General features: G+C 60.9%; 24 protein-coding genes and 1 pseudogene. 12 read left to right on the forward strand and 13 right to left on the reverse strand.

The annotated features are described in order from the left end of the window. Nucleotides 1-214: 214 nt before the first annotated feature. Nucleotides 215-1,675 (reverse strand): hypothetical protein, encoded by a 1,461-nt coding sequence (locus BFQ00_RS17190; protein WP_130183833.1) that lies wholly within the window; start codon nt 1,673-1,675, stop codon nt 215-217. Between the two features lie 164 nt (nt 1,676-1,839). Continuing rightward, nucleotides 1,840-3,681, reverse strand: a complete 1,842-nt coding sequence (ilvD, locus tag BFQ00_RS17195) for a dihydroxy-acid dehydratase (RefSeq protein ID WP_065885327.1) — start codon at nt 3,679-3,681, stop codon at nt 1,840-1,842. Between the two features lie 418 nt (nt 3,682-4,099). Here ilvD and BFQ00_RS17200 point away from each other — a divergent pair, with 418 nt between their 5' ends. Beyond that, nucleotides 4,100-4,558: an REP-associated tyrosine transposase gene (locus tag BFQ00_RS17200; protein WP_065896131.1), complete on the forward strand. Its 459-nt coding sequence runs from the start codon at nt 4,100-4,102 to the stop codon at nt 4,556-4,558. Nucleotides 4,559-4,681: 123 nt separating this feature from the next. Here the strand turns inward: BFQ00_RS17200 and BFQ00_RS17205 are convergent, their stop codons facing one another. Next, a complete protein-coding gene (locus BFQ00_RS17205) occupies nt 4,682-5,878 on the reverse strand; it encodes a class I SAM-dependent rRNA methyltransferase (RefSeq protein ID WP_065885329.1) in 1,197 nt (398 codons plus the stop codon). A 241-nt stretch (nt 5,879-6,119) separates the two neighbouring features. Between BFQ00_RS17205 and BFQ00_RS17210 the strand changes: the two genes are divergently transcribed. Both BFQ00_RS17210 and mutM read left to right on the forward strand, forming a co-directional pair. Then, on the forward strand, nt 6,120-6,986 hold the full coding sequence (locus BFQ00_RS17210; RefSeq protein ID WP_065934201.1) for an HDOD domain-containing protein: 867 nt from the start codon (nt 6,120-6,122) through the stop codon (nt 6,984-6,986). 21 nt (nt 6,987-7,007) lie between these two features. Continuing rightward, nucleotides 7,008-7,820, forward strand: coding sequence for a bifunctional DNA-formamidopyrimidine glycosylase/DNA-(apurinic or apyrimidinic site) lyase (gene mutM, locus BFQ00_RS17215; RefSeq protein ID WP_065891590.1), 813 nt, complete (start codon nt 7,008-7,010; stop codon nt 7,818-7,820). Between the two features lie 124 nt (nt 7,821-7,944). Here mutM and BFQ00_RS17220 read toward each other — a convergent pair whose 3' ends face one another. The 5 genes and pseudogenes from BFQ00_RS17220 to BFQ00_RS17240 form a co-directional block, all read right to left on the reverse strand. Continuing rightward, on the reverse strand, nt 7,945-8,196 hold the full coding sequence (locus tag BFQ00_RS17220) for a YfhL family 4Fe-4S dicluster ferredoxin (RefSeq protein WP_003195146.1): 252 nt from the start codon (nt 8,194-8,196) through the stop codon (nt 7,945-7,947). A gap of 101 nt (nt 8,197-8,297) precedes the next feature. Continuing rightward, complete coding sequence (coaD, locus tag BFQ00_RS17225; protein ID WP_003234650.1) at nt 8,298-8,777, reverse strand: pantetheine-phosphate adenylyltransferase; 480 nt, start codon at nt 8,775-8,777, stop codon at nt 8,298-8,300. A gap of 103 nt (nt 8,778-8,880) precedes the next feature. After that, nucleotides 8,881-10,476: a GMC family oxidoreductase gene (locus tag BFQ00_RS17230; RefSeq protein ID WP_065934202.1), complete on the reverse strand. Its 1,596-nt coding sequence runs from the start codon at nt 10,474-10,476 to the stop codon at nt 8,881-8,883. A 35-nt stretch (nt 10,477-10,511) separates the two neighbouring features. Then, nucleotides 10,512-11,057 (reverse strand): twin-arginine translocation pathway signal protein, encoded by a 546-nt coding sequence (locus BFQ00_RS17235; protein ID WP_065891588.1) that lies wholly within the window; start codon nt 11,055-11,057, stop codon nt 10,512-10,514. Between the two features lie 28 nt (nt 11,058-11,085). Beyond that, nucleotides 11,086-12,525: pseudogene (locus BFQ00_RS17240) on the reverse strand (coniferyl aldehyde dehydrogenase); the annotation flags it as partial. Between the two features lie 133 nt (nt 12,526-12,658). Between BFQ00_RS17240 and BFQ00_RS17245 the strand changes: the two are divergent. Beyond that, nucleotides 12,659-13,330, forward strand: a complete 672-nt coding sequence (locus tag BFQ00_RS17245) for a TetR/AcrR family transcriptional regulator (RefSeq protein ID WP_065934204.1) — start codon at nt 12,659-12,661, stop codon at nt 13,328-13,330. 33 nt (nt 13,331-13,363) lie between these two features. Beyond that, nucleotides 13,364-14,218: a sulfurtransferase gene (locus BFQ00_RS17250; protein WP_065934205.1), complete on the forward strand. Its 855-nt coding sequence runs from the start codon at nt 13,364-13,366 to the stop codon at nt 14,216-14,218. A 119-nt stretch (nt 14,219-14,337) separates the two neighbouring features. Here BFQ00_RS17250 and BFQ00_RS17255 read toward each other — a convergent pair whose 3' ends face one another. From BFQ00_RS17255 to BFQ00_RS17270, 4 genes are all read right to left on the reverse strand, one after another. Then, nucleotides 14,338-15,333: a hydrolase gene (locus tag BFQ00_RS17255; protein WP_065934206.1), complete on the reverse strand. Its 996-nt coding sequence runs from the start codon at nt 15,331-15,333 to the stop codon at nt 14,338-14,340. Between the two features lie 132 nt (nt 15,334-15,465). Beyond that, nucleotides 15,466-16,071 (reverse strand): 16S rRNA (guanine(966)-N(2))-methyltransferase RsmD, encoded by a 606-nt coding sequence (rsmD, locus tag BFQ00_RS17260; RefSeq protein WP_065934207.1) that lies wholly within the window; start codon nt 16,069-16,071, stop codon nt 15,466-15,468. After that, entirely contained in the window at nt 16,071-17,561 is a 1,491-nt protein-coding gene (locus BFQ00_RS17265; protein WP_065934208.1) for a M16 family metallopeptidase, read from the reverse strand. Before BFQ00_RS17265 ends, rsmD begins: the two co-directional genes overlap by 1 nt. Continuing rightward, on the reverse strand, nt 17,554-18,909 hold the full coding sequence (locus tag BFQ00_RS17270) for a M16 family metallopeptidase (RefSeq protein WP_065885340.1): 1,356 nt from the start codon (nt 18,907-18,909) through the stop codon (nt 17,554-17,556). Before BFQ00_RS17270 ends, BFQ00_RS17265 begins: the two co-directional genes overlap by 8 nt. 231 nt (nt 18,910-19,140) lie before the next feature. Here BFQ00_RS17270 and ftsY point away from each other — a divergent pair, with 231 nt between their 5' ends. From ftsY to rpoH, 4 genes are all read left to right on the forward strand, one after another. After that, nucleotides 19,141-20,547: a signal recognition particle-docking protein FtsY gene (gene ftsY, locus BFQ00_RS17275; protein WP_065934209.1), complete on the forward strand. Its 1,407-nt coding sequence runs from the start codon at nt 19,141-19,143 to the stop codon at nt 20,545-20,547. Further along, nucleotides 20,544-21,215, forward strand: coding sequence for a cell division ATP-binding protein FtsE (ftsE, locus tag BFQ00_RS17280; RefSeq protein WP_003213784.1), 672 nt, complete (start codon nt 20,544-20,546; stop codon nt 21,213-21,215). The genes ftsY and ftsE overlap by 4 nt, the downstream gene beginning before the upstream one ends. Next, nucleotides 21,212-22,234 carry a permease-like cell division protein FtsX gene (ftsX, locus tag BFQ00_RS17285; protein ID WP_065885342.1) on the forward strand — a complete coding sequence of 341 codons (1,023 nt, stop codon included), beginning with the start codon at nt 21,212-21,214 and terminating at the stop codon, nt 22,232-22,234. The genes ftsE and ftsX overlap by 4 nt, the downstream gene beginning before the upstream one ends. A gap of 130 nt (nt 22,235-22,364) precedes the next feature. Then, entirely contained in the window at nt 22,365-23,219 is an 855-nt protein-coding gene (gene rpoH, locus BFQ00_RS17290; protein WP_003176698.1) for an RNA polymerase sigma factor RpoH, read from the forward strand. 131 nt (nt 23,220-23,350) lie between these two features. Here rpoH and mtgA read toward each other — a convergent pair whose 3' ends face one another. After that, nucleotides 23,351-24,073: a monofunctional biosynthetic peptidoglycan transglycosylase gene (mtgA, locus tag BFQ00_RS17295; RefSeq protein ID WP_065934210.1), complete on the reverse strand. Its 723-nt coding sequence runs from the start codon at nt 24,071-24,073 to the stop codon at nt 23,351-23,353. Nucleotides 24,074-24,147: 74 nt separating this feature from the next. On the opposite strand from mtgA, the gene BFQ00_RS17300 reads away from it, so the two are divergent. The 3 genes from BFQ00_RS17300 (at nt 24,148) to BFQ00_RS17310 (ending at nt 25,651) form a co-directional block, all read left to right on the forward strand. Next, on the forward strand, nt 24,148-24,522 hold the full coding sequence (locus tag BFQ00_RS17300) for a DUF423 domain-containing protein (protein WP_065891580.1): 375 nt from the start codon (nt 24,148-24,150) through the stop codon (nt 24,520-24,522). A 79-nt stretch (nt 24,523-24,601) separates the two neighbouring features. After that, entirely contained in the window at nt 24,602-24,802 is a 201-nt protein-coding gene (gene thiS / locus BFQ00_RS17305) for a sulfur carrier protein ThiS (RefSeq protein WP_065885539.1), read from the forward strand. A gap of 54 nt (nt 24,803-24,856) precedes the next feature. Beyond that, nucleotides 24,857-25,651, forward strand: a complete 795-nt coding sequence (locus BFQ00_RS17310) for a thiazole synthase (protein ID WP_065934211.1) — start codon at nt 24,857-24,859, stop codon at nt 25,649-25,651. The last annotated feature ends 2 nt before the right edge of the window (nt 25,652-25,653 follow it).

Genomic DNA, 25,653 nt, shown 5'->3' on the forward strand with positions numbered 1-25,653 from the left:
TGGGAGGGGGCTTGCCCTGATAACGCTTTTGTAGGAGCGAGGGGGGTGCCTAGCTCTTGCTCGCGAAAAGCTCACAGGCACCGCGTTCAGTCAGGAAGCGCGCGTTATCGTTGACGTTTTTCGCGAGCAAGCTCGCTCCTACAGATGGCGGTTTACGCCCTTTCCTGATTTTTCAGGCAATTCAGTGTTGGGTATTTAAAAAGTATCTATAAAATCAATGCCTCGAGCGTGAAGTGTTCAATAATTTGCAGGCATCAAGCACTCTTTGATAAGCGTGTTCTACTGCGTCGGCGTTATATTGGTCCGCGCCTGCCAGTTGATTGAATAATAAAGGCGTGAAGTTTTTCTGATCGTTATACGAAAACACCGTATAGGCTTCGTTAAGCGAGTGGCCTCCGCTGAAGGTGAGATAGGCCGCCGTCAGGGTTTTCGCATGCTCCATGGAAAATACCTTGCCTTCCTCGGTCAGACTTTTAAATAAATGGTTCAGCACGTTGGTGCTGCCGGACATGCCGGTGCCTATTGCACGCTCAGCGTGCAGCGCGGCTCGATTGTGTGGAGTTATTTTCTGTGTGGTAAGTTGGTAGCAGTCAATCGGCCTGATGCCCTTGGTGCCCAGCAGGCGGGTCGGTTGCTGTGGTGCTGACTGATAAGGTAGCAATAGCCCGTATCGATCGCTGCGAAAGTTGCTGTTTTCGAGAGATTCAATCCGCTCTCGCTGGTTCTCGATGACATCGATATAGTGCTGCGTTGCCACCTCCGCCAGTGGCCGTAAATTGGGGGCCACCAACATATATTTCACTGCCAGCGACAAGGTCAATGGAATCGCATAAGGGTCGCGACTTTGCAGCATGGCGGTAAATTTTTGCGTATCGAAGGCTCGCAGGAATTCTTGAGTTTCCTTGATCTGTTCGCGCCATCCGGGTGGGTCGTCGCGCATCCTCTGATGGATTTCCGCGCACAGCGCGAGTTGCATGGCAGGTGGGTAACTGTTGAAGTCCGTTAGAAGTTTTTGCGTCAGCAATTCGTTGATGTGGTGCGATTGTGCCGTGGGATTGTTAATTACATATTCTGAAAACGCAGTGTCGAAAAGCCGTCCATAGTAATTGTCATTGCGTTTGGTAATATAAAATTCCTTTTCCAGGGTATTTGATATCTCCTCTATTCTCGACAGTAACGCCTGGTTTTTTTTCGCTTCGAATGACAGGTCGCGCTGAAGCTGCGTTATAAGGTTTTGCGTAATGTCTCTTGAACTCCTGTTATCCAGCCAGCTTACTTTAAGGCGCTCGATGATGGGCGTTTTGATCGAGGTATCCAGCTCCGACTCTGCAATCGCAAGGGTCAACGCCAACAGCACTTCCTTGGGCGTCCTTATCAGCTCTTGCGCAGGCTGTGGTCGCTGAGTCAGTGGCGCGGTGATTGAATTGGAGATGTCTGTAAAGTTGCTGTTGGACAAGTGCCTGGGTTGAACTTTAGTGATCATGCCTCGGCTGTCCACCGTGACCATTTCCCTCATCCGAAACGCAGTTTCAGGGCTTATGGTTTTGCCGAGCAAGGTGTTGGCCATTTCGTCAGGACGTAAACGCCTGGTGCTGTTTTCAGAGCGCTGAGGTGCACAGGGGGCGTAGTCCTGGGCCCGGAATTCTGCTGGAGGAACGCCGTCCGATATCTTCATCGCACCACCCTTTGGTTAAATCGATCGTCTCGCTTGGTGGGCGATTCGGTAAAAGGGTTCCAGATGGCAGTGCAAGGGACGCGGCGCGTCAGGCGGGGTAAAAAAATGCCCCGTGGGTACGGGGCATTTTTCAGGGGCAGCGATAGAGCGAAGGCAGATTAGACTTACAGCCCATCCAGCATCGCCTTGTTACGCACAGCGCCCTTGTCGGCACTGGTCGCCAGCAGCGCATACGCCTTCAACGCGGTGGTCACCTTGCGTGGACGTTTCTCCACCGGTTTCCAGCCCTTCTTGTCCTGCTCGACCCGACGCGCCGCCAGTTCTTCATCGCTGACCAACAGGTTGATCGAGCGGTTCGGGATGTCGATCAGCACCTTGTCGCCATCCTGTACAAGACCAATCGCGCCACCGGCAGCAGCTTCCGGCGAGGCGTGGCCGATGGACAGGCCCGAGGTGCCGCCGGAGAAGCGACCGTCGGTGAGCAGGGCGCAGGCCTTGCCCAGGCCTTTGGACTTGAGGTACGAAGTGGGGTAGAGCATTTCCTGCATACCCGGGCCGCCTTTGGGGCCTTCGTAGCGGATGATCACGATGTCGCCTTCTTTCACTTCGTCGGCGAGGATGCCGCGTACCGAGCTGTCCTGGCTTTCGTAGATCTTGGCGCGGCCTTCGAAGACGTGGATGGATTCATCCACACCGGCGGTTTTCACCACGCAACCGTCGAGGGCGATGTTGCCGTACAGCACGGCCAGGCCGCCTTCTTGCGAGTAGGCGTGCTCGACGCTGCGGATGCAGCCGTTTTCACGGTCGTCGTCCAGGGTGTCCCAACGGGTCGACTGGCTGAACGCGGTCTGGGTCGGGATACCCGCCGGGCCGGCTTTGAAGAAGTGATGCACCGCTTCGTCGTCAGTCTGGGTGATGTCCCACTTGGCGATGCCTTCGGCCAGGGATTTGCTGTGCACGGTCGGCAGGTCAGTGTGCAACAGGCCGCCACGGGCCAGGGAGCCGAGGATCGAGAAGATCCCGCCGGCGCGGTGCACGTCTTCCATGTGGTACTTCTGGATGTTCGGCGCGACCTTGCACAGCTGCGGCACGTGGCGTGACAGGCGGTCGATGTCGCGCAGGTCGAAGTCGATCTCGGCTTCCTGGGCGGCGGCCAGCAAATGCAGGATGGTGTTGGTGGAACCGCCCATGGCGATGTCCAGGGTCATGGCGTTCTCGAACGCCTTGAAGTTGGCGATATTGCGCGGCAGTACCGACTCATCATTCTCGGTGTAGTAACGCTTGCATAGCTCGACGATGGTGCGGCCGGCCTGCAGGAACAGCTGCTCGCGGTCGCTGTGGGTGGCCAGTGTGGAACCGTTGCCCGGCAAGGCCAGGCCCAGGGCTTCCACCAGGCAGTTCATCGAGTTGGCGGTGAACATGCCGGAGCACGAACCGCAGGTCGGGCAAGCGCTGCGCTCGTATTCCGCGACCTTCTCGTCAGACGCGCTGGAATCGGCGGCGATGACCATGGCGTCGACCAGGTCCAGGCCATGGGAGGCAAGCTTGGTCTTGCCGGCTTCCATCGGGCCGCCGGAGACGAAGATCACCGGGATGTTCAGGCGCAGGGCGGCCATCAGCATGCCGGGGGTGATCTTGTCGCAGTTGGAGATGCACACAATGGCGTCGGCGCAGTGGGCGTTGACCATGTACTCCACGGAGTCGGCGATGATCTCGCGGCTCGGCAGCGAATACAGCATGCCGTCATGGCCCATGGCGATGCCGTCATCCACGGCGATGGTATTGAATTCCTTGGCCACGCCGCCGGCGCGTTCGATCTCGCGGGCGACCAGTTGACCCAGGTCCTTGAGGTGGACGTGGCCGGGTACGAATTGGGTAAACGAGTTGGCAATCGCGATGATCGGCTTCTTGAAGTCGTCATCTTTCATCCCCGTGGCACGCCACAATGCGCGCGCGCCGGCCATGTTGCGGCCGTGGGTGGATGTTTTCGAGCGGTAATCAGGCATTGGAGCACTCCGGGCGGCTAATCACTTACTAATCAGGTGCTAAAGGGGAGAGAGCTTCTATTGACGTCTGGAACACTCAGAAAATGGCCGTGTGTCCGGAAGTTGCCACTCGCGTCGCGGGATCGCCGCGTGCTTGGGCCTCGAGCTCATAAACCCGCCGGGGGATGACTGGCGATGAATAGGGCCGATTCTACACCGCTGGCGGCTGGAGGGAATGGCCGTCTACCTGTAGGAGCGAGCTTGCTCGTGAAGATCGTCAACGATAACGCAGCGCTATCAGGTAGCCGGTGGCGTCTATTTGTTTTTCGCGAGCAAGCTCGCTCCTACAAGGATGGACATATCCAGAACAATTGTTTGAGGGCTGATTGGCGCTTCAGCTCCTACCGTTTCTCTTCCAATCACAGAAGAGGACGAAGGAATGTCCACTCAGCAAAATGCTTATCGGCTGCGCAAGGGGCGCTATTCAGAGTCGGGCCGTATCTACTTGCTAACGGCTGTCACCCATCAACGGCAACGCATTTTTCAAGACTGGCTTATCGGTCGCTTGCTGGTCCGCGAATTCAGAAAGGCTCAGGAAGATGGAGATGCAACGTCACTGGCCTGGGTGGTCATGCCCGACCATTTCCACTGGCTGGTGGAGTTGCACAACGGCGATTTGCCCAGGCTCATGCAGCGAACCAAATCGCGAAGTGCCCGTGCAGTCAATAAGGCAAGACAGTCCTTCGGAGTGCTTTGGCAAAAAGGCTATTTCGACAGGGCGCTGCGTCGTGAGGAGGACTTGAAGGCAATGGCTCGCTACATCGTCGCAAACCCACTGCGCGCGGGCTTGGTCGAGCACATTGGCCAATACCCGCTATGGGACGCCATCTGGCTATAAGGCACCTCTACCTGTAGGAGCGAGCTTGCTCGCGAAGAACGTCAACGATAACGCGGGGTATTTGATACTCCGCGGCGTTCTCGGGTTTTTCGCGAGCAAGCTCGCTCCTACAAGGTGGTCGGTTTAGCTATTGGGCAACAAACGGCACGTAATGCTCTTGATATACCGCGTCTCGACAATCGCCGGATGCACCGGATGATCCGGGCCCTGGCCGCCGCGTTCGAGCATCTGGATGTTGCGGTCCAGGTGGCGAGCGCTGGTGAGCAGGATGTTCTGCAGGTCGTCTTCGGGCAGGTGCATGGAGCACGAGGCGCTGACGAGGATGCCGTCCTTGCTGAGCAGGCGCATGGCTTGCTCGTTCAGGCGGCGGTAGGCGCCTTCGCCGTTTTTCATGTCTTTTTTGCGTTTGATGAAGGCCGGTGGGTCGGCGACGATCACGTCGAAGCGTTCTTCGCTGGCTTTGAGTTCCTTGAGCGCTTCGAAGACGTCGCCTTCGATGCAGGTCATCTTCTCGGCCACGCCGTTGAGCGCGGCGTTGCGCTCCACGCCGTCGAGGGCGAAGGCCGACGCGTCGACGCAGAACACTTCACTGGCGCCGAAAGCGGCGGCTTGCACGCCCCAGCCGCCGATGTAGCTGTACAGGTCCAGAACGCGCTTGCCTTTGGCATACGGCGCCAGGCGTGCGCGGTTCATGCGGTGGTCGTAGAACCAGCCGGTTTTCTGGCCTTGGATCACCGGGGCTTCGAATTTCACGCCGTTTTCTTCCAGCGCCACCCATTCCGGCACCAGGCCGAATACGGTTTCGACGTAGCGGTTGAGGCCTTCGGCGTCGCGCGCGGCGGAGTCGTTCTTGAACAGGATGCCGCTGGGCTTGAGCACCTGGGTCAGGGCAGCGATCACGTCTTCTTTATGGGCTTCCATGGTCGCCGAGGCGATCTGCACGACCAGGATGTCGCCGAAACGGTCGACCACCAGGCCCGGCAGCAGATCGGAATCGCCATAGACCAGGCGGTAGAACGGCTTGTCGAACAGGCGCTCGCGCAGCGACAGGGCGACGTTCAGGCGGTGCACCAGCAGCGACTTGTCCAGCGGCAACTTGATGTCGCGCGACAGCAGGCGGGCGCAGATCAGGTTGTTCGGGCTCATGGCCACGATGCCCAGGGTCTTGCCGCCGGCCGCTTCCAGGATAGCCTGGTCGCCTGCCTGGAAGCCGTGGAGTGGGGTGGCGGCCACGTCGATTTCGTTGCTGTAGACCCACAGGTGGCCGTTGCGCAAACGACGATCGGCGTTGGCTTTGAGACGCAGGCTTGGCAGGGACATGACGTCGCTCCGGAAAAAAGAGCGGGAGTATACCGTGTTGTGCATTGCTTGGCGGCGCCGCCGGACATGTGGGAGGGGGCTTGCCCCCGATAGCGGTGGGTCAGTCAGCTCATCTTTCATTGATATATCGCAATCGGGGGCAAGCCCCCTCCCACATTTGATCGAGTTTCAATCGGGCATTTGGGTGTCGGCCCGGTCTGCTTAAAGGGTAGAATCCACACCTAGCCCAGAGTGTGTACTTATGTCCCAAGAGCTTTCCGCCGAACAGATCCAGCAGGTCCTGCAAGGCATCAGCGTACCGCCCCAGCCGCAAATCATGGTGGATTTGCAGATGGAGCAGTACATGCCCGACCCGGACCTGGAAGTGATCGCCCGGTTGATCGCCCAGGACCCGGGCCTGTCCGGCGCATTACTGAAGATCGTCAACTCGCCGTATTACGGCCTGAGCAACAAGATCGCCTCGATTCAGCGCGCGGTGAACCTGTTGGGCAGCCGCTCGGTCATCAACCTGATCAATGCGCTGTCGATCAAGGGCGAGATGAGCGACGACACCATCGTCACGCTCAACCGCTTCTGGGACACCGCCCAGGATGTGGCCATGACGTGCCTGAGCCTGGCCAAGCGCACCGGCTCCCAGACGGTTGACGAAGCCTATGCCCTGGGCCTGTTCCACGACTGCGGCGTGCCGCTGATGCTCAAGCGGTTCCCGAACTACATGACGGTGCTGGAGCAGGCCTACGCCAATGCCGGCCCGGATTGCCGTGTGGTCGACACCGAGAACAACGCGTTCAACACTAACCATGCCGTGGTGGGTTACTACACCGCCAAGTCCTGGCGCCTGCCGGAGCATGTCACTGACGCCATCGCCAATCACCACAACGCCCTGGCGATTTTCAGCGATGAGTCGTCGCGCAACCCCGTCCTCAAGAACCTGCTGGCGATCCTGAAAATGGCCGAGCATATCTGTTCGTCCTATCGCGTGCTGGGCAACCAGGCCGTTGACCATGAGTGGGATGCGATCAGCCATCTGGTGCTCGATTACGTGGGCCTGTCGGACTACGACTTCGAAAGCATGAAGTTGTCGATCCGCGAACTGGGCGCGCACTGAGCCTTTCTTCCCGAGGTACACATGCCTGAGTTACCAGAAGTCGAAACCACCCGGCGCGGGATTGCCCCTCACCTGGAGGGCCAGCGCGTCAGCCGAGTGGTGGTGCGTGAGCGTCGCCTGCGCTGGCCGATCCCCGAAGACCTTGATGTGCGCCTGTCCGGGCAGCGCATCGTGCTGGTGGAACGGCGCGCCAAGTACCTGTTGATCAACGCCGAAGTGGGCACCTTGATCAGCCACCTGGGCATGTCGGGCAACCTGCGCCTGGTGGAAGTGGGCATGCCTGCGGCCAAGCATGAGCATGTGGACATCGAGCTGGAATCCGGCCTGGCCCTGCGCTATACCGACCCCCGGCGTTTTGGCGCAATGCTCTGGAGCCAGGACCCGCACAACCACGAGCTGCTGATCCGCCTGGGGCCCGAGCCGTTGACCGCGCTGTTTGATGGCGAACGCTTGTTCCAGCAGTCCCGTGGACGGTCGATGGCAGTGAAGCCGTTCATCATGGATAACGCCGTGGTGGTGGGCGTGGGCAATATCTATGCGACCGAAGCGCTGTTTGCGGCGGGGATCGATCCGCGTCGTGCGGCGGGCGGTATATCGCGGGCGCGTTACCTGAGGCTGGCGATCGAAATCAAGCGCGTGCTGGCTGCAGCGATCGAGCGGGGCGGTACCACCCTGCGCGATTTTATCGGCGGCGACGGGCAGCCGGGGTATTTCCAGCAGGAACTGTTCGTGTATGGCCGAGGCGGCGAGGCGTGCAAGGTCTGCGGGACCGAGTTGCGCAATGTGGTGCTGGGGCAGCGGGCGAGTGTGTTTTGTCCCAAATGTCAGAGCTGATTACTGTGTAAGGGCTGCCACAGCCATCGGGGGCAAGCCCCCTCCCACACTTTGATTTGTGAATACATTCAAAATGTGGGAGGGGGCTTGCCCCCGATGAGGCCTTTACAGGCGCTAAAGAAACTCAGGCCTTACCGGTAATCTTCCGGTACTTCTCCATCAACTGCTCTTCAGTCTCAGGATGGGCCTCATCCAGCGGAATGCAATCCACCGGGCACACCTGCTGGCACTGGGGTTCGTCGTAGTGGCCGACACATTGCGTGCACAGGTTGGGATCGATCACATAGATCTCTTCACCCTGGGAAATCGCAGCGTTCGGGCACTCGGGTTCGCAGACGTCGCAATTGATGCAATCGTCGGTGATGATCAGGGACATGAAAACTCCTGCCAGGGCTGTCAGCCAGGGCATTGAAAACGAATGCGCGCAATTGTGCCGCATTGGCGCCCGCAGTGCGAGCGGGCGCCGAGTGAGCGGTCTTACTTCTTGAAGCGCAGGGTGAGCGCGTCCGCCACGGCCGGGTGCACGAATTTGGTGATATCTCCGCCCAAAGCGGCGATTTCGCGCACCAACGTCGAGGAAATGAACGAATAACGTTCCGACGGCGTGAGGAACAGGCTTTCCACGTCCGGCGCCAATTGGCGGTTCATGTTGGCCAGCTGGAATTCATATTCGAAATCCGACACCGCGCGCAGGCCACGCAGGAACACATTGGCGTTCTGCTCCTTGGCAAAGTGCGCCAGCAGTGTCGAAAAGCCCACCACTTCCACATTAGGCAGGTGCCGGGTGACTTCACGTGCCAGCTCCACGCGTTGCTCCAGGGGAAACAACGGGTTTTTCTTGGGGCTGGCGGCAACCGCGATGATCACATGGTCGAACAGGCGAGAGGCGCGTTCGACCAGATCGCCATGGCCTTTGGTAATCGGGTCGAAGGTACCTGGGTACAACACTCGGTTCATCGCGTCGTCCTGGCGGAGTCCGTTGGGGAATCGGATGGTATCGCAGCCATCCCGGTCGGCCAAGTCGACTTATGGAGATAAATGCCGTGAATCGAACGGTTTTTCACGCTGTTTTCAGACGTTCGGCCAAGGCTGACGCCAGTTGGGCGCTCAATCCATACACCGACAACTGGGGATTTGCCCCAATGCTGGTAGGAAACAGCGAGCCGTCGTGAATCGACAGGTTGCGCAGTTGGTGGTGGCGCCCAAGGCTGTCGGTCACCGCGTTTTTCGGGTCTTCGCCCATGGCGCAACCGCCCATCACATGGGCGCTGCCCAGGGTGGTGCGATGCAATTGGAGGTTCAACCCATCAATTACGCTGCGCGCCTCGGCCAAGGTGTTCACGTAGCGGGCGTCGTGGTGCAGGGGCTTGACCGAGGTGGCGCCCGCCGCGAACTGAATCTCCGCCATGCTGTGAAAGGCCCGGCGCAGGCCGTCCCAGGCATAGGGCGAGACCTGATAGTCGAGCACCGGCGTACCGTCACCGCGCAGTTCCACCGTGCCGCCAGGGCTGTCGGGGTGAAACCCGTCGCGCAACAGCGCGAGCATGGCGTGGGTATGGGGCAATCGGCTCATGTCCAAGGCATTCTGCGCCCCGTAGCCGCCAAACAAGGTACTCGCCAGCCCTGGATGCAAGGGTGGTGCTTCTAGCTTGTAGGACATTTTGCCGGTAGTGCCGTCCTGCCACTGGAAGTGGTCGGAATAGATCGACTGCGGCGCCCCGTAGAACGGATTGATCACCTCGTCGAACAACCCGGCGGAGAAATTCACCAGGTGCAGGAAGGTGCGCTTGCCCAGCCGTGAATGCGGGTCGGGCGCGTCCGAGCGCATCAGCAGTGCCGGGCTGTTGATGCCGCCGCCCGAGAGTACGTAATGCCTGGCTTTCACGCTGATCGTGCGCCCGGTAGGGGCTACGCAGCGTGCGTCCATGGCCACGCATTCCAGGCTGCTGATCGTGTCGCCGCTGTAGTTGAGGCGCTCGGCTCGGGCCAGGTAGAGCAGCTCGCCACCTTTGTCCAGAGTGGCGGGGATGGTGGTCACCAGCATCGACTGCTTGGCGTTGACCGGGCAGCCCATGCCGCAATAACCCAGGTTGAAGCAGCCGCGCACATTGCGCGGGATCACGTGCCAGCTGTAGCCGAGCTTTTCGCAGCCTTTGCGGATCACGTCGTTGTTGGCGTTCGGCGGCAGGGCCCACGGCGCAATACCCAGGCGCTGTTCCATGGTCTCGAACCACGGCGCCATTTCGGCGCTGCTATGGCCCTTCACCGCGTATTCGCTGGCCCAGTGGGCGAGGGTGGCATCGGGGGTGCGGAAGCTGGAGGTCCAGTTGATCAGCGTGGTGCCGCCCACTGCCCGGCCCTGCAGGATGGTAATCGCACCGTCCTTGCTCATGCGCCCGATCCCTTCCTGGTACAGGCTGGCATAGGCTTCGTCTTCCAGCAGCTTGAAATCGCTGCTGGTCTTGAGTGGGCCTTCTTCGATCAACAGCACCTTGTAGCCGGCGGCGCTGAGAATTTCCGCGGTGGTGCCGCCACCGGCACCGCTGCCGATGATGGCCACGTCGGCTTCCAGGGTCAGGTCGCTGTCGAGGGCGGCGCCATTGTGGGTTTTCCAGCCACGGGCCAAGCCGTCGCGGAACAGATCGGGTACGGGCATCAGGGTCGTCTCTTTTTTATTGTGAGGGATGCAGATCAGATCTTCGGCGGGCCGGGGTAGCCGCAATGGGCCCAGGACTCGGGCCGGAAGTACCAGGCCATGATCACCAGCTTGAGCAGCGAGCCCTGGCCCATGCGCAGCAGGTTCAGGTAGCTGTTTTCCCAGCGGTGCAGGAAGTTGCGGATCTGCTCGCTGCCGGCGTTTTCCCAACTGCCCCAGATGCCGGTCAACGGTCCTCGGGTAATGCCCAGGCTCAACACGTCGAACAGCTGTTGGGTGAGCTTGAACATTTCCGGCGACAGGTGCTGAAGGCTGTAGTCGAGCTTTTTCAGGGTGTCTTCCAACCCGGCGCTGACGGACTGCGCGCTGGCGGCGCCTTCCAGCAGCACCGGGATGACCGCGCGCAGGAACGGCAAGTCACTGGCGCGCAACATCGCAAAACCGCTGGCCGGCGTGCTGCTCGAGCAACCGCTGAGGCTGGCGCCCAGCCCGGCGGTCGCCAGGAAGGCGCTGGCGCACAGGCCGATTTTCAAGACGCCGCGCCGCGACAGCGCAGGTGTTTCAGTCAGGCTGGGATTCATTGTCTTTATTGTCCCGGTGGTGGCGGTTTCAGCGGATAAACAGCTTCTGGATCAACGTCTGGATGGATTTCCCGTAGGGCGGGTAGATCAACTTCGCCGCGTTCAGACGCTGTTTGACCAGTACGCCCTTGGCCTTGCTGAATGTCAGGAAACCTTCGCGACCGTGGTAATGACCCATGCCGGAGGGGCCGATGCCACCAAACGGCAGGTCATCCTGGGCCACCTGCAGCAGGGTGTCGTTCAGGCACACGCCGCCGGAGTGGGTCTCGTGGAGCACGCGGTTCTGTTCGGTCTTGTTGTAGCCGAAGTAATACAGGGCCAGTGGACGCGGGCGCTGGTTGATGTAGGCAAAGGCCTCATCAATGCCGCGATAGGGCACGATCGGCAACAGCGGACCAAAGATCTCATCCTGCATCACCTTCATCTCGTCACTCACGTTCAGCAGCAGGCTGTGAGGCATGCGCCGTGCCTGGCCCTGGTCGTGCAGCGCAATCAGGGTGGCGCCTTTGTCAGTGGCGTCCTTGGCGTAGGCATTGAGCCTGGCCAGTTGCCGCTCGTTGATGATGGCCGTGTAGTCCGGGTTGTCGGTCAGGGTCGGATAGAACCCGCGAATCGCATCGGAGTAAGCCTCGACGAAGCCGTCCACACGATCCTCCGGTACCAGTACATAGTCGGGTGCCACGCAGGTTTGCCCGGCGTTCAACGCCTTGCCGAAGGCGATACGCTCGGCAGCATCCTTGAGCGGCACATCGGCGGAGACGATGGCTGGCGATTTGCCGCCCAGCTCCAGAGTGACCGGCGTGAGGTGTTCGGCGGCCGCACGCATCACATGCCTGCCGATGCTGGTGGCCCCGGTGAACAGCAAATGATCGAAGCGCAACGTGGAAAACGCCATGCCGACTTCGGCTTCGCCGAGCACCACGCACACCAGGTCCTCGGGGAAGATTTTCGCCAGCAATGCCTTGAGCAGTTCGCCGGTGGCCGGCGTGGACTCGCTGAGCTTGAGCATCACCCGGTTGCCGGCGGCCAAGGCGCCGACCAGCGGGCCGACGGCCAGGTACAGCGGGTAGTTCCAAGGCACGATGACGCCCACTACACCCAGCGGCTGGTAGATGACTTTGGCCGACGCGGGTTGAAAGGCAATGCCTACAGCGCGGCGGGAAGGTTTCATCCAACCTTTGAGGTGCTTGCTGGCGTAGTGAATACCCTGCAGGCTGGGCATCAGCTCGGCGAACAGGGTTTCGTCCGCGCTGCGATGGCTGAAGTCCTGGCTGATTGCGTTGATCAGCGCCTGGCGTTCGTTGCTGAGCACATCGCGCAGGGCCTTGAGCCATTGGCGGCGTTGCGCGGCCGGCGGCATCGGGTTGGCGGCGTAGGCGCGACGTTGCGCTTCGAACAGGTCCTGGAGATGATCCAGCGCCTGGGATTCTTGCAGGTAGGCAACGTTGGCAGACATGGCGCGATCCCGATTGTTATAGGTCTGCCTGGATTTTTAGAGTCATTGCTCTAAATTGTCAAATAAACATTGCAGTAACATCTGGATTTAACCTGACCGGCATAGGCCGTAAGATGCCCCATCCCGTGTTTGGAAGCTGATCCCTATGGCACCACGAGTAAAGACCAGCGAGCGCATTGTGCAAACCAGCCTGGAGCTTTTTAACCAGCAGGGCGAGCGCAGTGTCAGCACGAACCATATCGCCGCCCATATGGAAATTTCCCCGGGCAACCTGTACTACCACTTCCCCAATAAGCAGGCGATCATCGCCGTGCTGTTCCGCGAATACGAAGCGTTGGTGGACAGTTTCCTGCGCCCGCCCCAAGGGCGCGCGATGAGGGTGGAAGACAAGCGTTTCTACCTGCAGGCCGTACTGGCCGGCATGTGGCGCTACCGCTTCCTGCACCGCGACCTCGAACACTTATTGGAAAGCGACCCGGAGCTGGCCACCGGCTATCGACGGTTTTCCCAGCGCTGCCTGATTCAGGGCGGGGCGATCTACCAGGGCTTTGTCGACGCGGGCATTCTCACAATGGACCCGGTGCAAACCGAAGCCCTGACCCTCAATGCCTGGATTATCCTCACCTCCTGGGTACGGTTCCTGTGCACCACCAATGAAAACTCCACTCATTTGAGCGCTGAAGCGATAAAACGTGGGGTATACCAGGTGCTGGTGTTGGAGGCGGGTTTTGTCACGCCCCAGGCCAAGGCGGCGGTGAATGCGTTGTTCAAAGAGTTTTACGTGCCATTGAATCAGGCACTGGAAGAAGTGAAGTAGGACCTTTCCCCTTTGTATGCACAGGAGTCAGTCATGCCGCTTGCCCAATTGATCAGCCCCCAGGCGTTGGCCGAGCGCCAGCAGTTGGCAGGGCTGGTGATCCTCGATTGCCGCTTTGCCCTGGAAGACCCGGATTACGGGCTGTGCAGCTATGCCGAAGGGCATATCGAAGGGGCGCAATATGCCGACCTGGAGCGCCACCTCAGCGGCAAGGTGATCAAGGGTGTGACCGGCCGTCATCCTTTGCCTGCGGCGGACACCTTCGCCGAACAGCTGCGAGCCTGGGGCATCAGTGCCGACACCGACGTGGTGCTGTATGACGACGGCCCCGGTGCCTATGCCGCCCGTGCCTGGTGGCTGCTGACCTGGCTGGGCAAGCGTGATGGCGTGTTTATTCTCGATGGTGGCCTCAAGGCCTGGCACAGCGCCGGTTTCCCCTTGAGCCTGGATGCGCCAGTGACTGAGCCGGGCACCTTCACCGGTACGCCGGATAATCGGCTGGTGCTGGATGCCGAGCATGTGCAAAAACGCTTGGGTCAGCCCGGCCTGACCTTGATCGACGCCCGCGCCCAGCCGCGTTTTCGTGGCGAAGTAGAGCCCATCGACCCGATTGCCGGGCATATTCCCGGTGCGCAGTGCGCGGCCTTCAATGAAAACCTGGACAGTGATGGTCGTTTCTTGCCGGCCGAGCAACTCAAGCAACGCTTTGCCGCACAATTGCAGGGGCGCCCGCCGGAAGAATTGGTGGCGTATTGCGGTTCGGGGGTAACGGCGTGCCATAACCTGTTTGCGCTGAGCTTGGCGGGGTATCCATTGGGCAAGTTGTATGCGGGGTCTTGGAGTGAGTGGATTACGGATCCTGCTCGTGAAATTGCGACAGGCGACTAAAGGCCAGATCTGCAAACCCAATCAAAGTGTGGGAGGGGGCTTGCCCCCGATGGCGGTGGATCAGTAACAGATGTACTGACTGACACACCGCTATCGGGGGCAAGCCCCCTCCCACATTTTTACCTATGTTGTGCCAGTAGCCATTGGGGGATGCGGCGTTCCAGATAGTAGCCGGGGCGTTTCAGCGAACCCTCTACAAACCCCACATGCCCACCCTTGGCCAGCAGCTCAAACTCCGTACAGTCTGATAGCTCACTGGCTTCGGGCAGGCTGTGGGCAAACACAAACGGGTCATCGGCGGCCTGGATGATCAGTGTTGGTGTGCGGATAGCGCCCAGGTAGTAGCGACTGGAGGCGCGGCGATAGTAATCCTCAGCACTCAAGAAGCCATGCAACGGCGCAGTCACTCGCCCATCGAAGTCCCAGAACGTGCGCATCTTCTCCAGAGAGCCCAGTGCCTCCAGGGTTTTCAGCCCTTCCTCACGGCCATCCTGCAAAAACTGACGTTGCTTGACGCGGATATACGCCAGCATCTCGCGCATGAAATGCTTCTGATACACCCGCGAAAACCCCAGCCCGATACGATCCGCGCATTGGTCCAGGCGAAACGGCACCGACACTGCGGCCGCGCCTTGCAGCCCCGAAGCCGCACCGGTTTCGCCCAAATGCTTGAGCAACACATTGCCGCCCAGGGAATAACCCACCGCATACAACGGCGCCAAAGGTCGCTTGGTGCGCAGATGAGCAATCGCTGCGGCCAGGTCTTCGCTGGCACCGGAGTGATAGCTGCGAGCCAACAGGTTCGGCTCGCCCGAACAGCCACGCCAGTTCAATGCCGCGCTGGCCCAGCCTTGCGCGGCGAGGACTTTTTGCAGGCCGGCGACGTAAGGCGAATTGGACGAACCGGTCAGCCCGTGCAACACCAGCACCAGCGGCGCTTGCACGTCGTGGGGGCCATGCCAGTCGAGGTCGAGAAAGTCGCCGTCTTCCAGCCACAGACGTTCGCGTTGGCGCTCGATGTGGGTGGTCGGGCGCCACAGCGGCCCCCATAGTGTTTGCAGGTGGGGGTTGCCGAGGCCGAAGGCGGGTTTGAAGCGGTCCACAGAGGGAGTCATGAAATACTCGCTGCCGGACGAGCTTGCCACGCCCCCCGTAGGAGCGAGCTTGCTCGCGAAAAACGTTAACGATGACGCAGCGCTATCAGGCAGCCCGTGCCGCCTGTTCGACCTTGGCGAGCAAGCTCGCTCCTACAGGGCGCGGTGCCACAGCGCGTAATACACCCGCCCGGATTTCTGCTCCCGGTGCAGGCGCCAGCTGCCCGGCAGGCCGAGCGTCGACGGCGCGCTCTCGCTTTCAGTGTAGATCCACGCATCCGGCGCCAGCCACTGGCGTTCTTCCAGCAACGCACACACGGTCGGCAGCAGGTTCTGGTTGAACGGTGGGTCGAGGAACACTACGTCGTATTCGCTGGCGGCCTGGGTCTCCAGGTAGCGCAAGGCGTCGGCGGTCTGGACCTGGCCATTGGTGCAGCGCAAGGTACCCAAGTGTTCCTTGAGACTGGACACCGCCACATTGCTCGCATCCAGCGCCTGTGCCTGGGCTGCGCCACGGGACAGCGCCTCCAGGAACAACGCGCCACTGCCGGCAAACGGGTCGAGTACCTTGGCGCCGCCGATGTACGGCGCCAGCCAGTTGAACAGGGTTTCGCGCACGCGATCCGGGGTCGGGCGCAGGCCCACGACATCGGGGAAGCTCAGCTTGCGGCTGCCCCATTCACCGCCAATGATGCGCAGTTGACCCACACCGTTATGCACGTTGTGGACAGGTTTTTTCGGGCGAGATGAACTGGCCATTAATGCTCCGGAACCCCGAGCGGCTGCTCGGCGGGTTTATCAGTGGGGGGCGGTAGTGGCTTTTGCGCAATCGTCGGGCCGGCGGTCACGATGACCATCTTGTCGGCGCTCAAGTGTTTGTTCATTGCAGCCTTGACCTGCTCTACGGTCAGGGCCTGGGATTGTTTCATGAAATCTTCCAGATAGCTCAGCGGCAGGTTGTAGAAACCCATGGCCCCCAACTGCCCGACGATATCGGCGTTGCTGGCGGTGGACAGCGGAAAGCTGCCGGCCAGTTCGCGCTTGGCGTCATCCAGTTCTTTCTGGGTGGGGCCGTTTTTGAGGTAGTCAGCCACCACGTCTTCGACCAGGCGCAGGGTGCCGCCGCTCATTTCGGCGCGGGTCTGCAGGTTGATCATGAACGGGCCGCGCACCTGCATCGGCGAGAAACCGGAGTACACGCCGTAGGTCAGGCCGCGCTTTTCGCGCACTTCGCTCATCAAGCGGGTGCCGAAGCCACCGCCGCCGAGAATCTGGTTGCCCAGGGACAAGGCTGCGTAATCCGGGTCTGCACGGTCGATGCCCAACTGGGCGAACAGCAGGTGGGTTTGCTTGGAGGGGAACTCGATGCGGCTCAGGCCGGCCTTGGGCTCCGTCGGCTGGGCAATCTTCGCCAGGGCCGGGCCCTTGGGCAGCGCAGCAGAGACCTTGGCGGTCATGGCTTCGGCTTCGGCACGGGTCAGGTCGCCGACCACTGCGATCACCGCATTGCCCGCCGCGTAGGCCTTGGCGTGGAAGGCCTGCATCTGTTGCACGGTAATCGCCGGAACGCTTTCAGGCGTGCCTTCGCTTGGGTGTGCGTACGGGTGGTCGCCGTACAGGCGCTTGAACAGCTCGATGCTCGCCAGCTTGGCGGGGTTCTGTTTCTGGTATTCGAAGCCGGCCAGGATCTGGTTCTTGATGCGCGCCAGTGAATCGGCGGGGAACGTCGGCTTGCCGATCACGTCATCGAACAGCGCCAGTGCGGCCTCGCGCTTGTCGCTGTCGCTCAGGCTGCGCAGGGACACCAGGGCCATGTCGCGGTAGGCGCCATTGCCAAAATCGGCGCCCAGGCCTTCAAAGCCGCTGGCGATCTGGCTGACGTCCTTGCCCGGCACGCCTTCGTTGAGCATGGCATTGGTCATCAAGGCCAGTCCCGGCACGTTGCCGTCCTGGCTGCTGCCGGCGGCGAACAGGATGCGCACGTCGAACATCGGCAATTCATGGGCTTCGACGAACAGCACCTTGGCGCCTTCGGCGGTGGTCCAGGTCTGCACATCGAGCTTGCGGTTGGTCGGTGCTTTACCGTCAAGCTCAGCCAGCGATTGCAGCTTGCTGGCCGATTGAGCTTTGTCCAGCGCCGGGCTGGCAACGGATTCGCTCGGGCGCAGGAAGTACACGGCACTGGCCGCGCAGAGGGTAACGGCGATCAGGCCGGGCAGAATCAGGCGGCTGCTTTTGCGGTCACTCATGAGCGGTCTCCTCGGGCAAAACATGGGCGACGCTCAGACGTTCGCGGGTGAAATAGGTGCGCGCAGCCTTTTGGATATCTTCCGGGGTCACGCTTTGCAGGTCGGCAAGCTCAGTGTCCATCAGCTTCCACGACAGGCCGACGGTCTCCAGCGAGCCAATGGCCGTGGCCTGGCTGGTGATGGAGTCGCGCTGGTAGACCACGCCTGCTATCACCTGGGCGCGGATGCGCTCGAGTTCTTCGGCGGTGGGCGGCTTGGCCTTGAGCTCTTCCAGCAGGCGCCACAGGCCGGCTTCGGCTTGGGCGACGGTCTTTTTCTTCTGCTGGTTAGGCGTGGCGCTCAGCATGAACAGGGTATCGCCGCGGGTATAGGCGTCGTAATTGGTGGAGGCGGCGGAGACCAGTTCTTCACCGCGCTCCAGCTGCTCGGAGATACGCGCGCTGTAGCCGCCGTCGAGCAGGGCCGAGATCAGGCGCAGGGCTTGTACCGAGCGCTTGTCCTCGGCAGTCGCAAGGCCCGGCACGTTGAAACCGAGCATGACGCTCGGCAACTGGGTTTGCACGTGCAGGGTCAGCAGGCGCTCGCCGGGCTCGGCCAGCTCCAGCGGAATCTTGGCGGGCGGGACGTCGCGCTTGGGGATCGGGCCGAAGTAGCGCTGGGCCAGGGTTTTCACCTCGTCCGGCGTGACATCGCCGACCACCACCAGGGTCGCGTTGTTCGGTACGTACCAGGCCTGGTACCAGTGGCGCAGTTCCTCGACCTTCATGCGTTCCAGGTCGGCCATCCAGCCGATGGTCGGCGTGTGATAGCCGCTGGCCGGGAAGGCCATGGCCTTGAAACGTTCAAAGGCCTTGGACATCGGGTTGTCGTCGGTGCGCAGGCGGCGCTCTTCCTTGATTACCTCGATTTCGCGGCTGAACTCATCGGCCGGCAGGCGCAGGCTGGCCATGCGGTCGGCTTCCAGCTCGAAGGCCACGCCCAGGCGGTCACGGGCCAGCACCTGATAGTAAGCGGTGTAGTCGTCACTGGTGAACGCGTTTTCTTCGGCGCCCAGGTCGCGCAGGATCAGCGAGGCTTCGCCGGGGCCGACCTTGGCGCTGCCCTTGAACATCATGTGTTCCAGGGCGTGGGACAAACCGGTCTGGCCCGGGGTTTCGTAGCTCGAGCCCACCTTGTACCAGACCTGGGAAACCACCACCGGCGCACGATGATCTTCGCGCACGACGACCTTGAGGCCGTTGTCGAGGGTGAATTCGTGGGTGGGTTGTGGATCGGCAGCCAAAGCTGAAAGGGGCAGACAAACTGTGCTGAGCAGCAGGCCTGCGGCGCGGCGGGCTAGAGCATTCATTCGTTTTTTAACCTGTTGGACTGCCCGCTTGGTCTTAGCGTCGGCGGGCGAGGAGGTGCTAGGATACTGATCCGACTCAGGGACGGCCACTGTGGCTGTCCTGTTAAGGCTCTATTTAGGCCTTCAAAATGTTGCGCATGAACGAGCTGGCTAAAAAACAGTCTGTTACGCATCGAATTTTATTTACCGAAGCGCCCCTTGGCGCGTCGCTACCTTGAGATAGCCGTCTCCATGTTTGGTTCCAACGACGACAAGAAGACCCCAGCTGCGGCTGGCGAGAAAAAAGGCCTGTTCGGATGGCTGCGCAAAAAGCCGCAGGAAACCGTCGTCGAACAGCCGCAGGTTCAACCCGAACCTACCCCTGAGCCTATAGTAGAAGCCGAGCCGGTTGCCGAAACGCCTGCACCGGTGGTGTTGCCTATCGCGGAGCCGGTGTTGCAGCCGGTGGTCGAGGCAGAACCTGCGCCTGAACCTGAACCCGAGCACAAACCGTGGCTGGAGCTGCCGGTAGCCGAGGAGCCGGTGGCGCTTGTCGAGGATGTGCAGGCTGAACACGTGACGCCGCCCATTCCTGTGGCGCCGCCGGTAGAGCTTGTCGTCACGGCGCCCCCTGCAGTCGAAATGCCTGCTGAAATCCCTGTTGAAGTGCCAGCTGCAGTTGCCGTGCCTGCGGTCATCGAAGAGCCCGCCGCACCCGCCGAAACCAGTAAAACCGGCTTCTTCGCCCGCCTCAAGCAGGGCCTGAGCAAAACCAGCGCCAGTATCGGCGAAGGCATGGCCAGCCTGTTCCTCGGCAAAAAGACCATCGATGACGAGCTGCTGGAAGACATTGAAACCCGCCTGCTTACCGCAGACGTGGGCGTCGAAGCCACCGCCGTGATCATCCAGAGCCTGACCCAGAAAGTCGCGCGCAAGCAGTTGACCGACGCCGACGCGTTGTACAAGTCCCTGCAGGCCGAGCTGGCCGCCATGCTTAAACCGGTTGAAGCGCCGCTGGTGATTACGCCGAAGAAACCTTTCGTGATCCTGGTCGTGGGCGTCAACGGCGCCGGCAAGACCACCACCATCGGCAAGCTGGCCAAAAAGCTGCAGGGTGAGGGCAAGAAAGTCATGCTCGCCGCCGGCGACACCTTCCGTGCCGCTGCCGTCGAGCAGCTGCAAGTGTGGGGTGAGCGCAACAAGATCCCGGTGATCGCCCAGCACACGGGGGCCGACTCCGCTTCGGTGATCTTCGATGCCGTGCAGGCCGCCAAGGCCCGTAACATCGATGTGTTGATCGCCGACACCGCCGGTCGCCTGCACACCAAAGACAACTTGATGGAAGAGCTGAAGAAAGTCCGCCGCGTGATCGGCAAGCTCGACGCCGATGCCCCCCATGAAGTGCTGCTGGTGCTCGACGCCGGTACCGGCCAGAACGCCATCAGCCAGGCCAAGCAATTCAACCAGACGGTGCAACTGACCGGCCTGGCCTTGACCAAGCTGGACGGCACGGCCAAGGGCGGTGTGATTTTCGCCCTGGCCAAACAGTTCGGGTTGCCGATTCGTTACATCGGCGTCGGTGAAGGCATCGACGACCTGCGCACCTTTGAAGCCGAACCCTTTGTACAGGCACTGTTTGCCGAGCGGGAGCGTTCATGATTCGATTCGAACAGGTCGGTAAACGCTACGCCAACGGGCATGTGGGCTTGCATGAGCTGAGCTTTCGAGTACGGCGGGGCGAGTTTTTGTTCGTCACCGGTCATTCCGGCGCCGGTAAGAGCACCTTGTTGCGCCTGCTGCTGGCGATGGAGCGCCCGACCACCGGCAAGCTGCTGCTGGCGGGGCAGGACCTGGCCACCATCAGCAATGCGCAGATCCCCTTCCTGCGCCGTCAGATCGGCGTGGTGTTCCAGAACCACCAGTTGCTGTTCGATCGCACGGTGTTCAACAACATCGCCTTGCCCCTGCAGATCCTTGGGCTGTCCAAGGCCGAGATCGTCAAGCGGGTGGATTCGGCCCTGGAGCGCGTGGCGTTGTCGGACAAGACCGACCTCTACCCCGGCGACCTGTCCACCGGCCAGCAACAGCGCGTGGGTATCGCCCGCGCCATCGTCCACCGCCCGGCCTTGCTGCTGGCGGACGAACCCACCGGTAACCTCGACCCGCGCCTGGCAGCCGAGATCATGGGGGTGTTCGAAGACATCAATCGCCTGGGCACCAGCGTATTGATCGCCAGCCACGACCTGGCGCTGATTGCCCGCATGCGCCACCGCATGCTGACCCTGCAACGCGGCCGCCTGATCGGCGACGGGGAGGCCGGCGTATGAGTGCGACACGCAGCCCTAAAGTATCCGAACGCGTGGCGCCGAAACCGGCCGACCCGCAACCGAAAAAGAAAAAACGCGACGATGACGACGGCCCGGACTTCGGCACCCTGTTGCGTGCCTGGATCGAAAGCCACCGCGCCAGCCTGCTCGACAGTCTGCGTCGCCTGGGCAAGCAGCCGATCGGCAGCTTTTTCACCTGCCTGGTGATGGCCGTGGCCCTGAGCCTGCCGATGGGCTTGTCGTTGCTGCTCAACAATGTCGAGCGCCTGGGCGGTTCCTGGCAGCGCGCGGCGCAGATTTCGCTGTACCTGAACCTGGATGCCAGCACCCAGCAAGGCGAAGCGCTGCGCGACGAAATCAAGAACATGCCGGGCGTGGCGGAGGCCGAATACATCAGCCGCGACCAGGCACTTGAGGAGTTCCAGCAACAATCCGGCCTGGGCGAGGCGCTCAAGGAGCTGCCGCAGAACCCGTTGCCGGGCGTGGTGCTGGTGACGCCGGATGAAGTGGACAAACCGGCCCTGGAAGCCCTGCGCCAGAAACTTGCAGAGATGCCCAAGGTGCAACAGGCGCAACTTGATCTAGTCTGGGTAGAGCGCCTGGCTGCGATCCTCAAGCTGGGCGACCGCTTCGTGTTCGGTTTGACCGTGTTGCTGGTGTCTGCATTACTTTTGGTGATAGGTAATACCATTCGTCTTCATATTGAAAACCGCCGCACCGAGATAGAAGTGATTAAACTGGTCGGCGGCACGGACAGCTATGTGCGTCGTCCTTTTCTGTATATGGGCGCGCTTTATGGCTTCGGTGCCGGGGTTTTGTCCTGGGGCTTGCTGGCTTTTGGCCTGGACTGGCTGAACGATGCGGTTATCGGGCTGGCCGGCTTGTACGGCAGCGATTTTGCCCTGGCCGGCGTGCCGGTGGCCGATGGCTTGAGCCTCTTGCTTGGCGCGGTGCTGTTGGGGTATATCGGTGCGTGGATTGCGGTCGCACGGCATTTACGTGAGCTGGCACCTAAGTAGTTAATGTCAGGGTAATGTAGTTTCGTTTGTATTGACCTTGTCAGCAGTTTAGGGAACTTGTCCTACGGTTCCCCGGTCAATTTTCGCAGTGCTGAACTGCACGAGTTATGTGAGTCGGAGGTTTTTTCGTATGACCACTTCTTTGCAACCTGCTTATGCCTTGGTCCCGGGTGCGAACCTGGAAGCCTATGTGCACACGGTAAACAGCATTCCTTTGCTGACGCCCGAGCAGGAGCGTGAACTGGCCGAGAGTCTCTACTATGAGCAGGATTTGGGGGCGGCTCGGCAGATGGTGCTCGCCCACCTGCGTTTTGTCGTACATATCGCCCGTAGCTATAGCGGCTACGGTCTGGCCCAGGCTGACCTGATCCAGGAAGGCAACGTCGGCCTGATGAAGGCTGTAAAGCGCTTCAACCCCGAGATGGGTGTGCGCCTGGTGTCGTTTGCGGTGCACTGGATCAAGGCGGAAATCCACGAGTTCATCCTGCGCAACTGGCGCATTGTGAAAGTGGCGACCACCAAGGCCCAGCGCAAGCTGTTCTTCAACCTGCGCAGCCAGAAGAAACGCCTGGCGTGGCTGAACAACGAGGAAGTCCACCGCGTGGCCGAAAGCCTCGGCGTGGAGCCCCGTGAAGTGCGCGAGATGGAAAGTCGCCTGACCGGCCATGACATGGCGTTCGACCCGGCTGCCGAGGCAGACGACGACAGCGCCTTCCAATCGCCGGCCAACTACCTGGAAGACCACCGGTACGACCCGGCGCGTCAACTGGAAGATGCCGACTGGAGCGACAACTCCAATCACAACCTGCACGAAGCGCTGGAAGTGCTGGACGACCGCAGCCGTGACATTCTCTACCAGCGCTGGCTGGCGGAAGAAAAAGCCACGCTGCACGACCTGGCGCAGAAGTACAACGTGTCGGCCGAGCGGATTCGTCAGCTTGAGAAAAGCGCGATGAACAAGCTGAAGTTGTCGATCGCTGCCTAACGCTACTGGCAGCACTGGGTAAAAAATGTGGGAGGGGGTTTGCCCCCGATAGCAGAGTGTCAGTCGACATCAAATTGACTGACCCATCGCTATCGGGGGCAAGCCCCCTCCCACAGTTGTTTTGTATTGTGTCAGCTGGACCAGGGGGCCTTGCGGGAGTTGTTCAGCTCAAGCAGGTAGCCATCGCCACCGAGTTGACTCATCTGCTGACGAATCCACGCCGCCCGCCGCGCCACATAGGCGGTTGGATGACTGGCACTCCACACTCGTGGGTTAGGCAACACCGCTGCCAGATAGCTGGCCTGTTGCCGTGACAGCCCCTTGGCGCTCACGCCAAAGTGATGCCGCGCTGCCGCCTCTGCGCCAAACACGCCCTCATCCCACTCCACGCTGTTGAGGTACACCTCAAGAATGCGCTGCTTGGGCCACAGCACTTCGATCAACCCGGTAAACCAGGCCTCCAGGCCCTTGCGCAGATAGCTGCGGCCGGCCCACAGGAACAGGTTCTTCGACACCTGCTGGCTCAATGTACTGGCGCCCCGGATCGATCCGCCACGTTCGTTGTGCACGATCGCCGCCTGGATGGCGCCAAAGTCAAAGCCCCAATGCTGTGGGAAACGCTGGTCTTCACCGGCCATCACCGCCACTTTGAGGTCATCGGAGATCTCGTCCCACGGCACCCAGCTGCGCTGCAAATCAATAGGCTCGCCGTCGATCCAGGATTCGACCTTGCGTTCCACCATCAGCGCGGTGAACGGCGGCGGTACGACGCGAAACAGCAGCACCAGCAGCACACTGCCGATGGCGAACCATTTCACGACGTTGAGAAAGCGTTTGAAGAAGATACGCAGCATAGAGATGGCTTGGCCGAACCCGTTGAGCGGGCCATTATACAGACCCTGCCCGATGAGTCTGACTGGAGTTCCTCATGCTGCGTAGCTTTCTGATGCTGGCCGCTTTTTTCGGTTTCACCGGTGTCGCCCTGGGCGCCTTCGCCGCCCACGGCCTGAAGAACCGCCTGAGCGCCGATTACCTGGCGATCTTCCACACCGGCGTGACCTATCAACTGGTGCATGCCCTGGCCTTGTTTGGGGTGGCCCTGCTGGCCGCGCATATTCCCGGCCGACTGGTCACCTGGGCGGGCATTTCGTTTGTCGTCGGTATTTTGCTGTTTTCCGGCAGCCTGTATGTGTTGACCATGACCGGCATCAGCAAACTGGGCATCATCACGCCGTTTGGCGGCCTTGCCTTCCTGCTCGGCTGGTTCTTCCTGGGCTTGACGGCGTGGCGCTTGCAGGTTTGACCGCTTGACGCCCGGAGCTGACCTTCAGGTGCCAATCGCGTTAGAATGCCGGCCCCTAAAAACGATGGCGGCCCGTGGCATGCGCATTCAGTTGAACGGCGAACCTCTTGAACTGCCCGACGGTGAAACCGTTGCGGCCCTGCTGACCCGCCTGGATTTGACCGGGCGTCGTGTCGCAGTGGAGCTCAACCTGGATATCGTCCCGCGCAGCCAGCACGAAGGCACCGCGCTCAGCGAGGGTGACCAGGTCGAAGTGGTCCACGCCATCGGCGGCGGCTAGTCGCGCCGGCGGTAACGCATTCTGCAGAACCTCACCCCATTACGAGGATTTCCCATGAGCATCGTTCGTAGCGACAAGCCCTTTGTCCTGGCCGGTCGTACCTACCAGTCCCGTCTGCTGGTTGGCACCGGCAAGTACCGCGACATGGAAGAAACCCGTCTGGCCATCGAAGCCTCGGGCGCCGAGATCGTTACCTTTGCGGTGCGCCGTACCAACCTCGGCCAGATCGCGGGCGAGCCGAACCTGCTTGAGGTCCTGTCGCCGGACCGCTTCACCTTTTTGCCGAACACTGCTGGTTGCTACGACGCCATCGAGGCCGTGCGCACCTGCCGCCTGGCCCGCGAGCTGCTCGACGGCCACAATCTGGTGAAGCTGGAAGTGCTGGCCGACCAGAAAACCCTGTTCCCCAATGTGATCGAAACCCTCAAGGCCGCCGAAACCCTGGTCAAGGAAGGCTTTGACGTGATGGTCTACACCAGCGATGACCCGATCATCGCGCGCCAGCTGGCAGAAATCGGCTGTATCGCGGTGATGCCGCTGGCCGGGCTGATCGGCTCCGGCCTGGGTATCTGCAATCCGTACAACCTGCAGATCATCCTTGAAGAAGCCAGGATCCCGGTGCTGGTGGACGCGGGCGTGGGCACGGCCTCCGACGCCACCATCGCCATGGAGCTGGGTTGCGATGCGGTGCTGATGAACTCGGCCATCGCCCATGCCCAGCAACCGATCATGATGGCCCAGGCCATGCAACACGCAATCGTCGCGGGCCGCCTGGCCTATCTCGCCGGGCGCATGCCGAAAAAACTCTATGCCAGCGCCTCTTCGCCGCTGGATGGTCTGATCAAGTAAGA

Origin of the sequence: Pseudomonas sp. 28 E 9, assembly GCF_900004785.1 — a bacterium.
Lineage (GTDB): Bacteria > Pseudomonadota > Gammaproteobacteria > Pseudomonadales > Pseudomonadaceae > Aquipseudomonas > Aquipseudomonas orientalis_A.

Excerpts from the sequence above, each read along its gene's own strand:
- BFQ00_RS17190 (WP_130183833.1), bottom strand. The coding sequence starts at position 1,675 with ATGAAGATATCGGACGGCGTTCCTCCAGCAGAATTCCGGGCCCAGGAC.
- ilvD (WP_065885327.1), bottom strand. The coding sequence starts at position 3,681 with ATGCCTGATTACCGCTCGAAAACATCCACCCACGGCCGCAACATGGCC.
- BFQ00_RS17200 (WP_065896131.1), top strand. The coding sequence starts at position 4,100 with ATGTCCACTCAGCAAAATGCTTATCGGCTGCGCAAGGGGCGCTATTCA.
- BFQ00_RS17205 (WP_065885329.1), bottom strand. The coding sequence starts at position 5,878 with ATGTCCCTGCCAAGCCTGCGTCTCAAAGCCAACGCCGATCGTCGTTTG.
- BFQ00_RS17210 (WP_065934201.1), top strand. The coding sequence starts at position 6,120 with ATGTCCCAAGAGCTTTCCGCCGAACAGATCCAGCAGGTCCTGCAAGGC.
- mutM (WP_065891590.1), top strand. The coding sequence starts at position 7,008 with ATGCCTGAGTTACCAGAAGTCGAAACCACCCGGCGCGGGATTGCCCCT.
- BFQ00_RS17220 (WP_003195146.1), bottom strand. The coding sequence starts at position 8,196 with ATGTCCCTGATCATCACCGACGATTGCATCAATTGCGACGTCTGCGAA.
- coaD (WP_003234650.1), bottom strand. The coding sequence starts at position 8,777 with ATGAACCGAGTGTTGTACCCAGGTACCTTCGACCCGATTACCAAAGGC.
- BFQ00_RS17230 (WP_065934202.1), bottom strand. The coding sequence starts at position 10,476 with ATGCCCGTACCCGATCTGTTCCGCGACGGCTTGGCCCGTGGCTGGAAA.
- BFQ00_RS17235 (WP_065891588.1), bottom strand. The coding sequence starts at position 11,057 with ATGAATCCCAGCCTGACTGAAACACCTGCGCTGTCGCGGCGCGGCGTC.
- BFQ00_RS17245 (WP_065934204.1), top strand. The coding sequence starts at position 12,659 with ATGGCACCACGAGTAAAGACCAGCGAGCGCATTGTGCAAACCAGCCTG.
- BFQ00_RS17250 (WP_065934205.1), top strand. The coding sequence starts at position 13,364 with ATGCCGCTTGCCCAATTGATCAGCCCCCAGGCGTTGGCCGAGCGCCAG.
- BFQ00_RS17255 (WP_065934206.1), bottom strand. The coding sequence starts at position 15,333 with ATGACTCCCTCTGTGGACCGCTTCAAACCCGCCTTCGGCCTCGGCAAC.
- rsmD (WP_065934207.1), bottom strand. The coding sequence starts at position 16,071 with ATGGCCAGTTCATCTCGCCCGAAAAAACCTGTCCACAACGTGCATAAC.
- BFQ00_RS17265 (WP_065934208.1), bottom strand. The coding sequence starts at position 17,561 with ATGAGTGACCGCAAAAGCAGCCGCCTGATTCTGCCCGGCCTGATCGCC.
- BFQ00_RS17270 (WP_065885340.1), bottom strand. The coding sequence starts at position 18,909 with ATGAATGCTCTAGCCCGCCGCGCCGCAGGCCTGCTGCTCAGCACAGTT.
- ftsY (WP_065934209.1), top strand. The coding sequence starts at position 19,141 with ATGTTTGGTTCCAACGACGACAAGAAGACCCCAGCTGCGGCTGGCGAG.
- ftsE (WP_003213784.1), top strand. The coding sequence starts at position 20,544 with ATGATTCGATTCGAACAGGTCGGTAAACGCTACGCCAACGGGCATGTG.
- ftsX (WP_065885342.1), top strand. The coding sequence starts at position 21,212 with ATGAGTGCGACACGCAGCCCTAAAGTATCCGAACGCGTGGCGCCGAAA.
- rpoH (WP_003176698.1), top strand. The coding sequence starts at position 22,365 with ATGACCACTTCTTTGCAACCTGCTTATGCCTTGGTCCCGGGTGCGAAC.
- mtgA (WP_065934210.1), bottom strand. The coding sequence starts at position 24,073 with ATGCTGCGTATCTTCTTCAAACGCTTTCTCAACGTCGTGAAATGGTTC.
- BFQ00_RS17300 (WP_065891580.1), top strand. The coding sequence starts at position 24,148 with ATGCTGCGTAGCTTTCTGATGCTGGCCGCTTTTTTCGGTTTCACCGGT.
- thiS (WP_065885539.1), top strand. The coding sequence starts at position 24,602 with ATGCGCATTCAGTTGAACGGCGAACCTCTTGAACTGCCCGACGGTGAA.
- BFQ00_RS17310 (WP_065934211.1), top strand. The coding sequence starts at position 24,857 with ATGAGCATCGTTCGTAGCGACAAGCCCTTTGTCCTGGCCGGTCGTACC.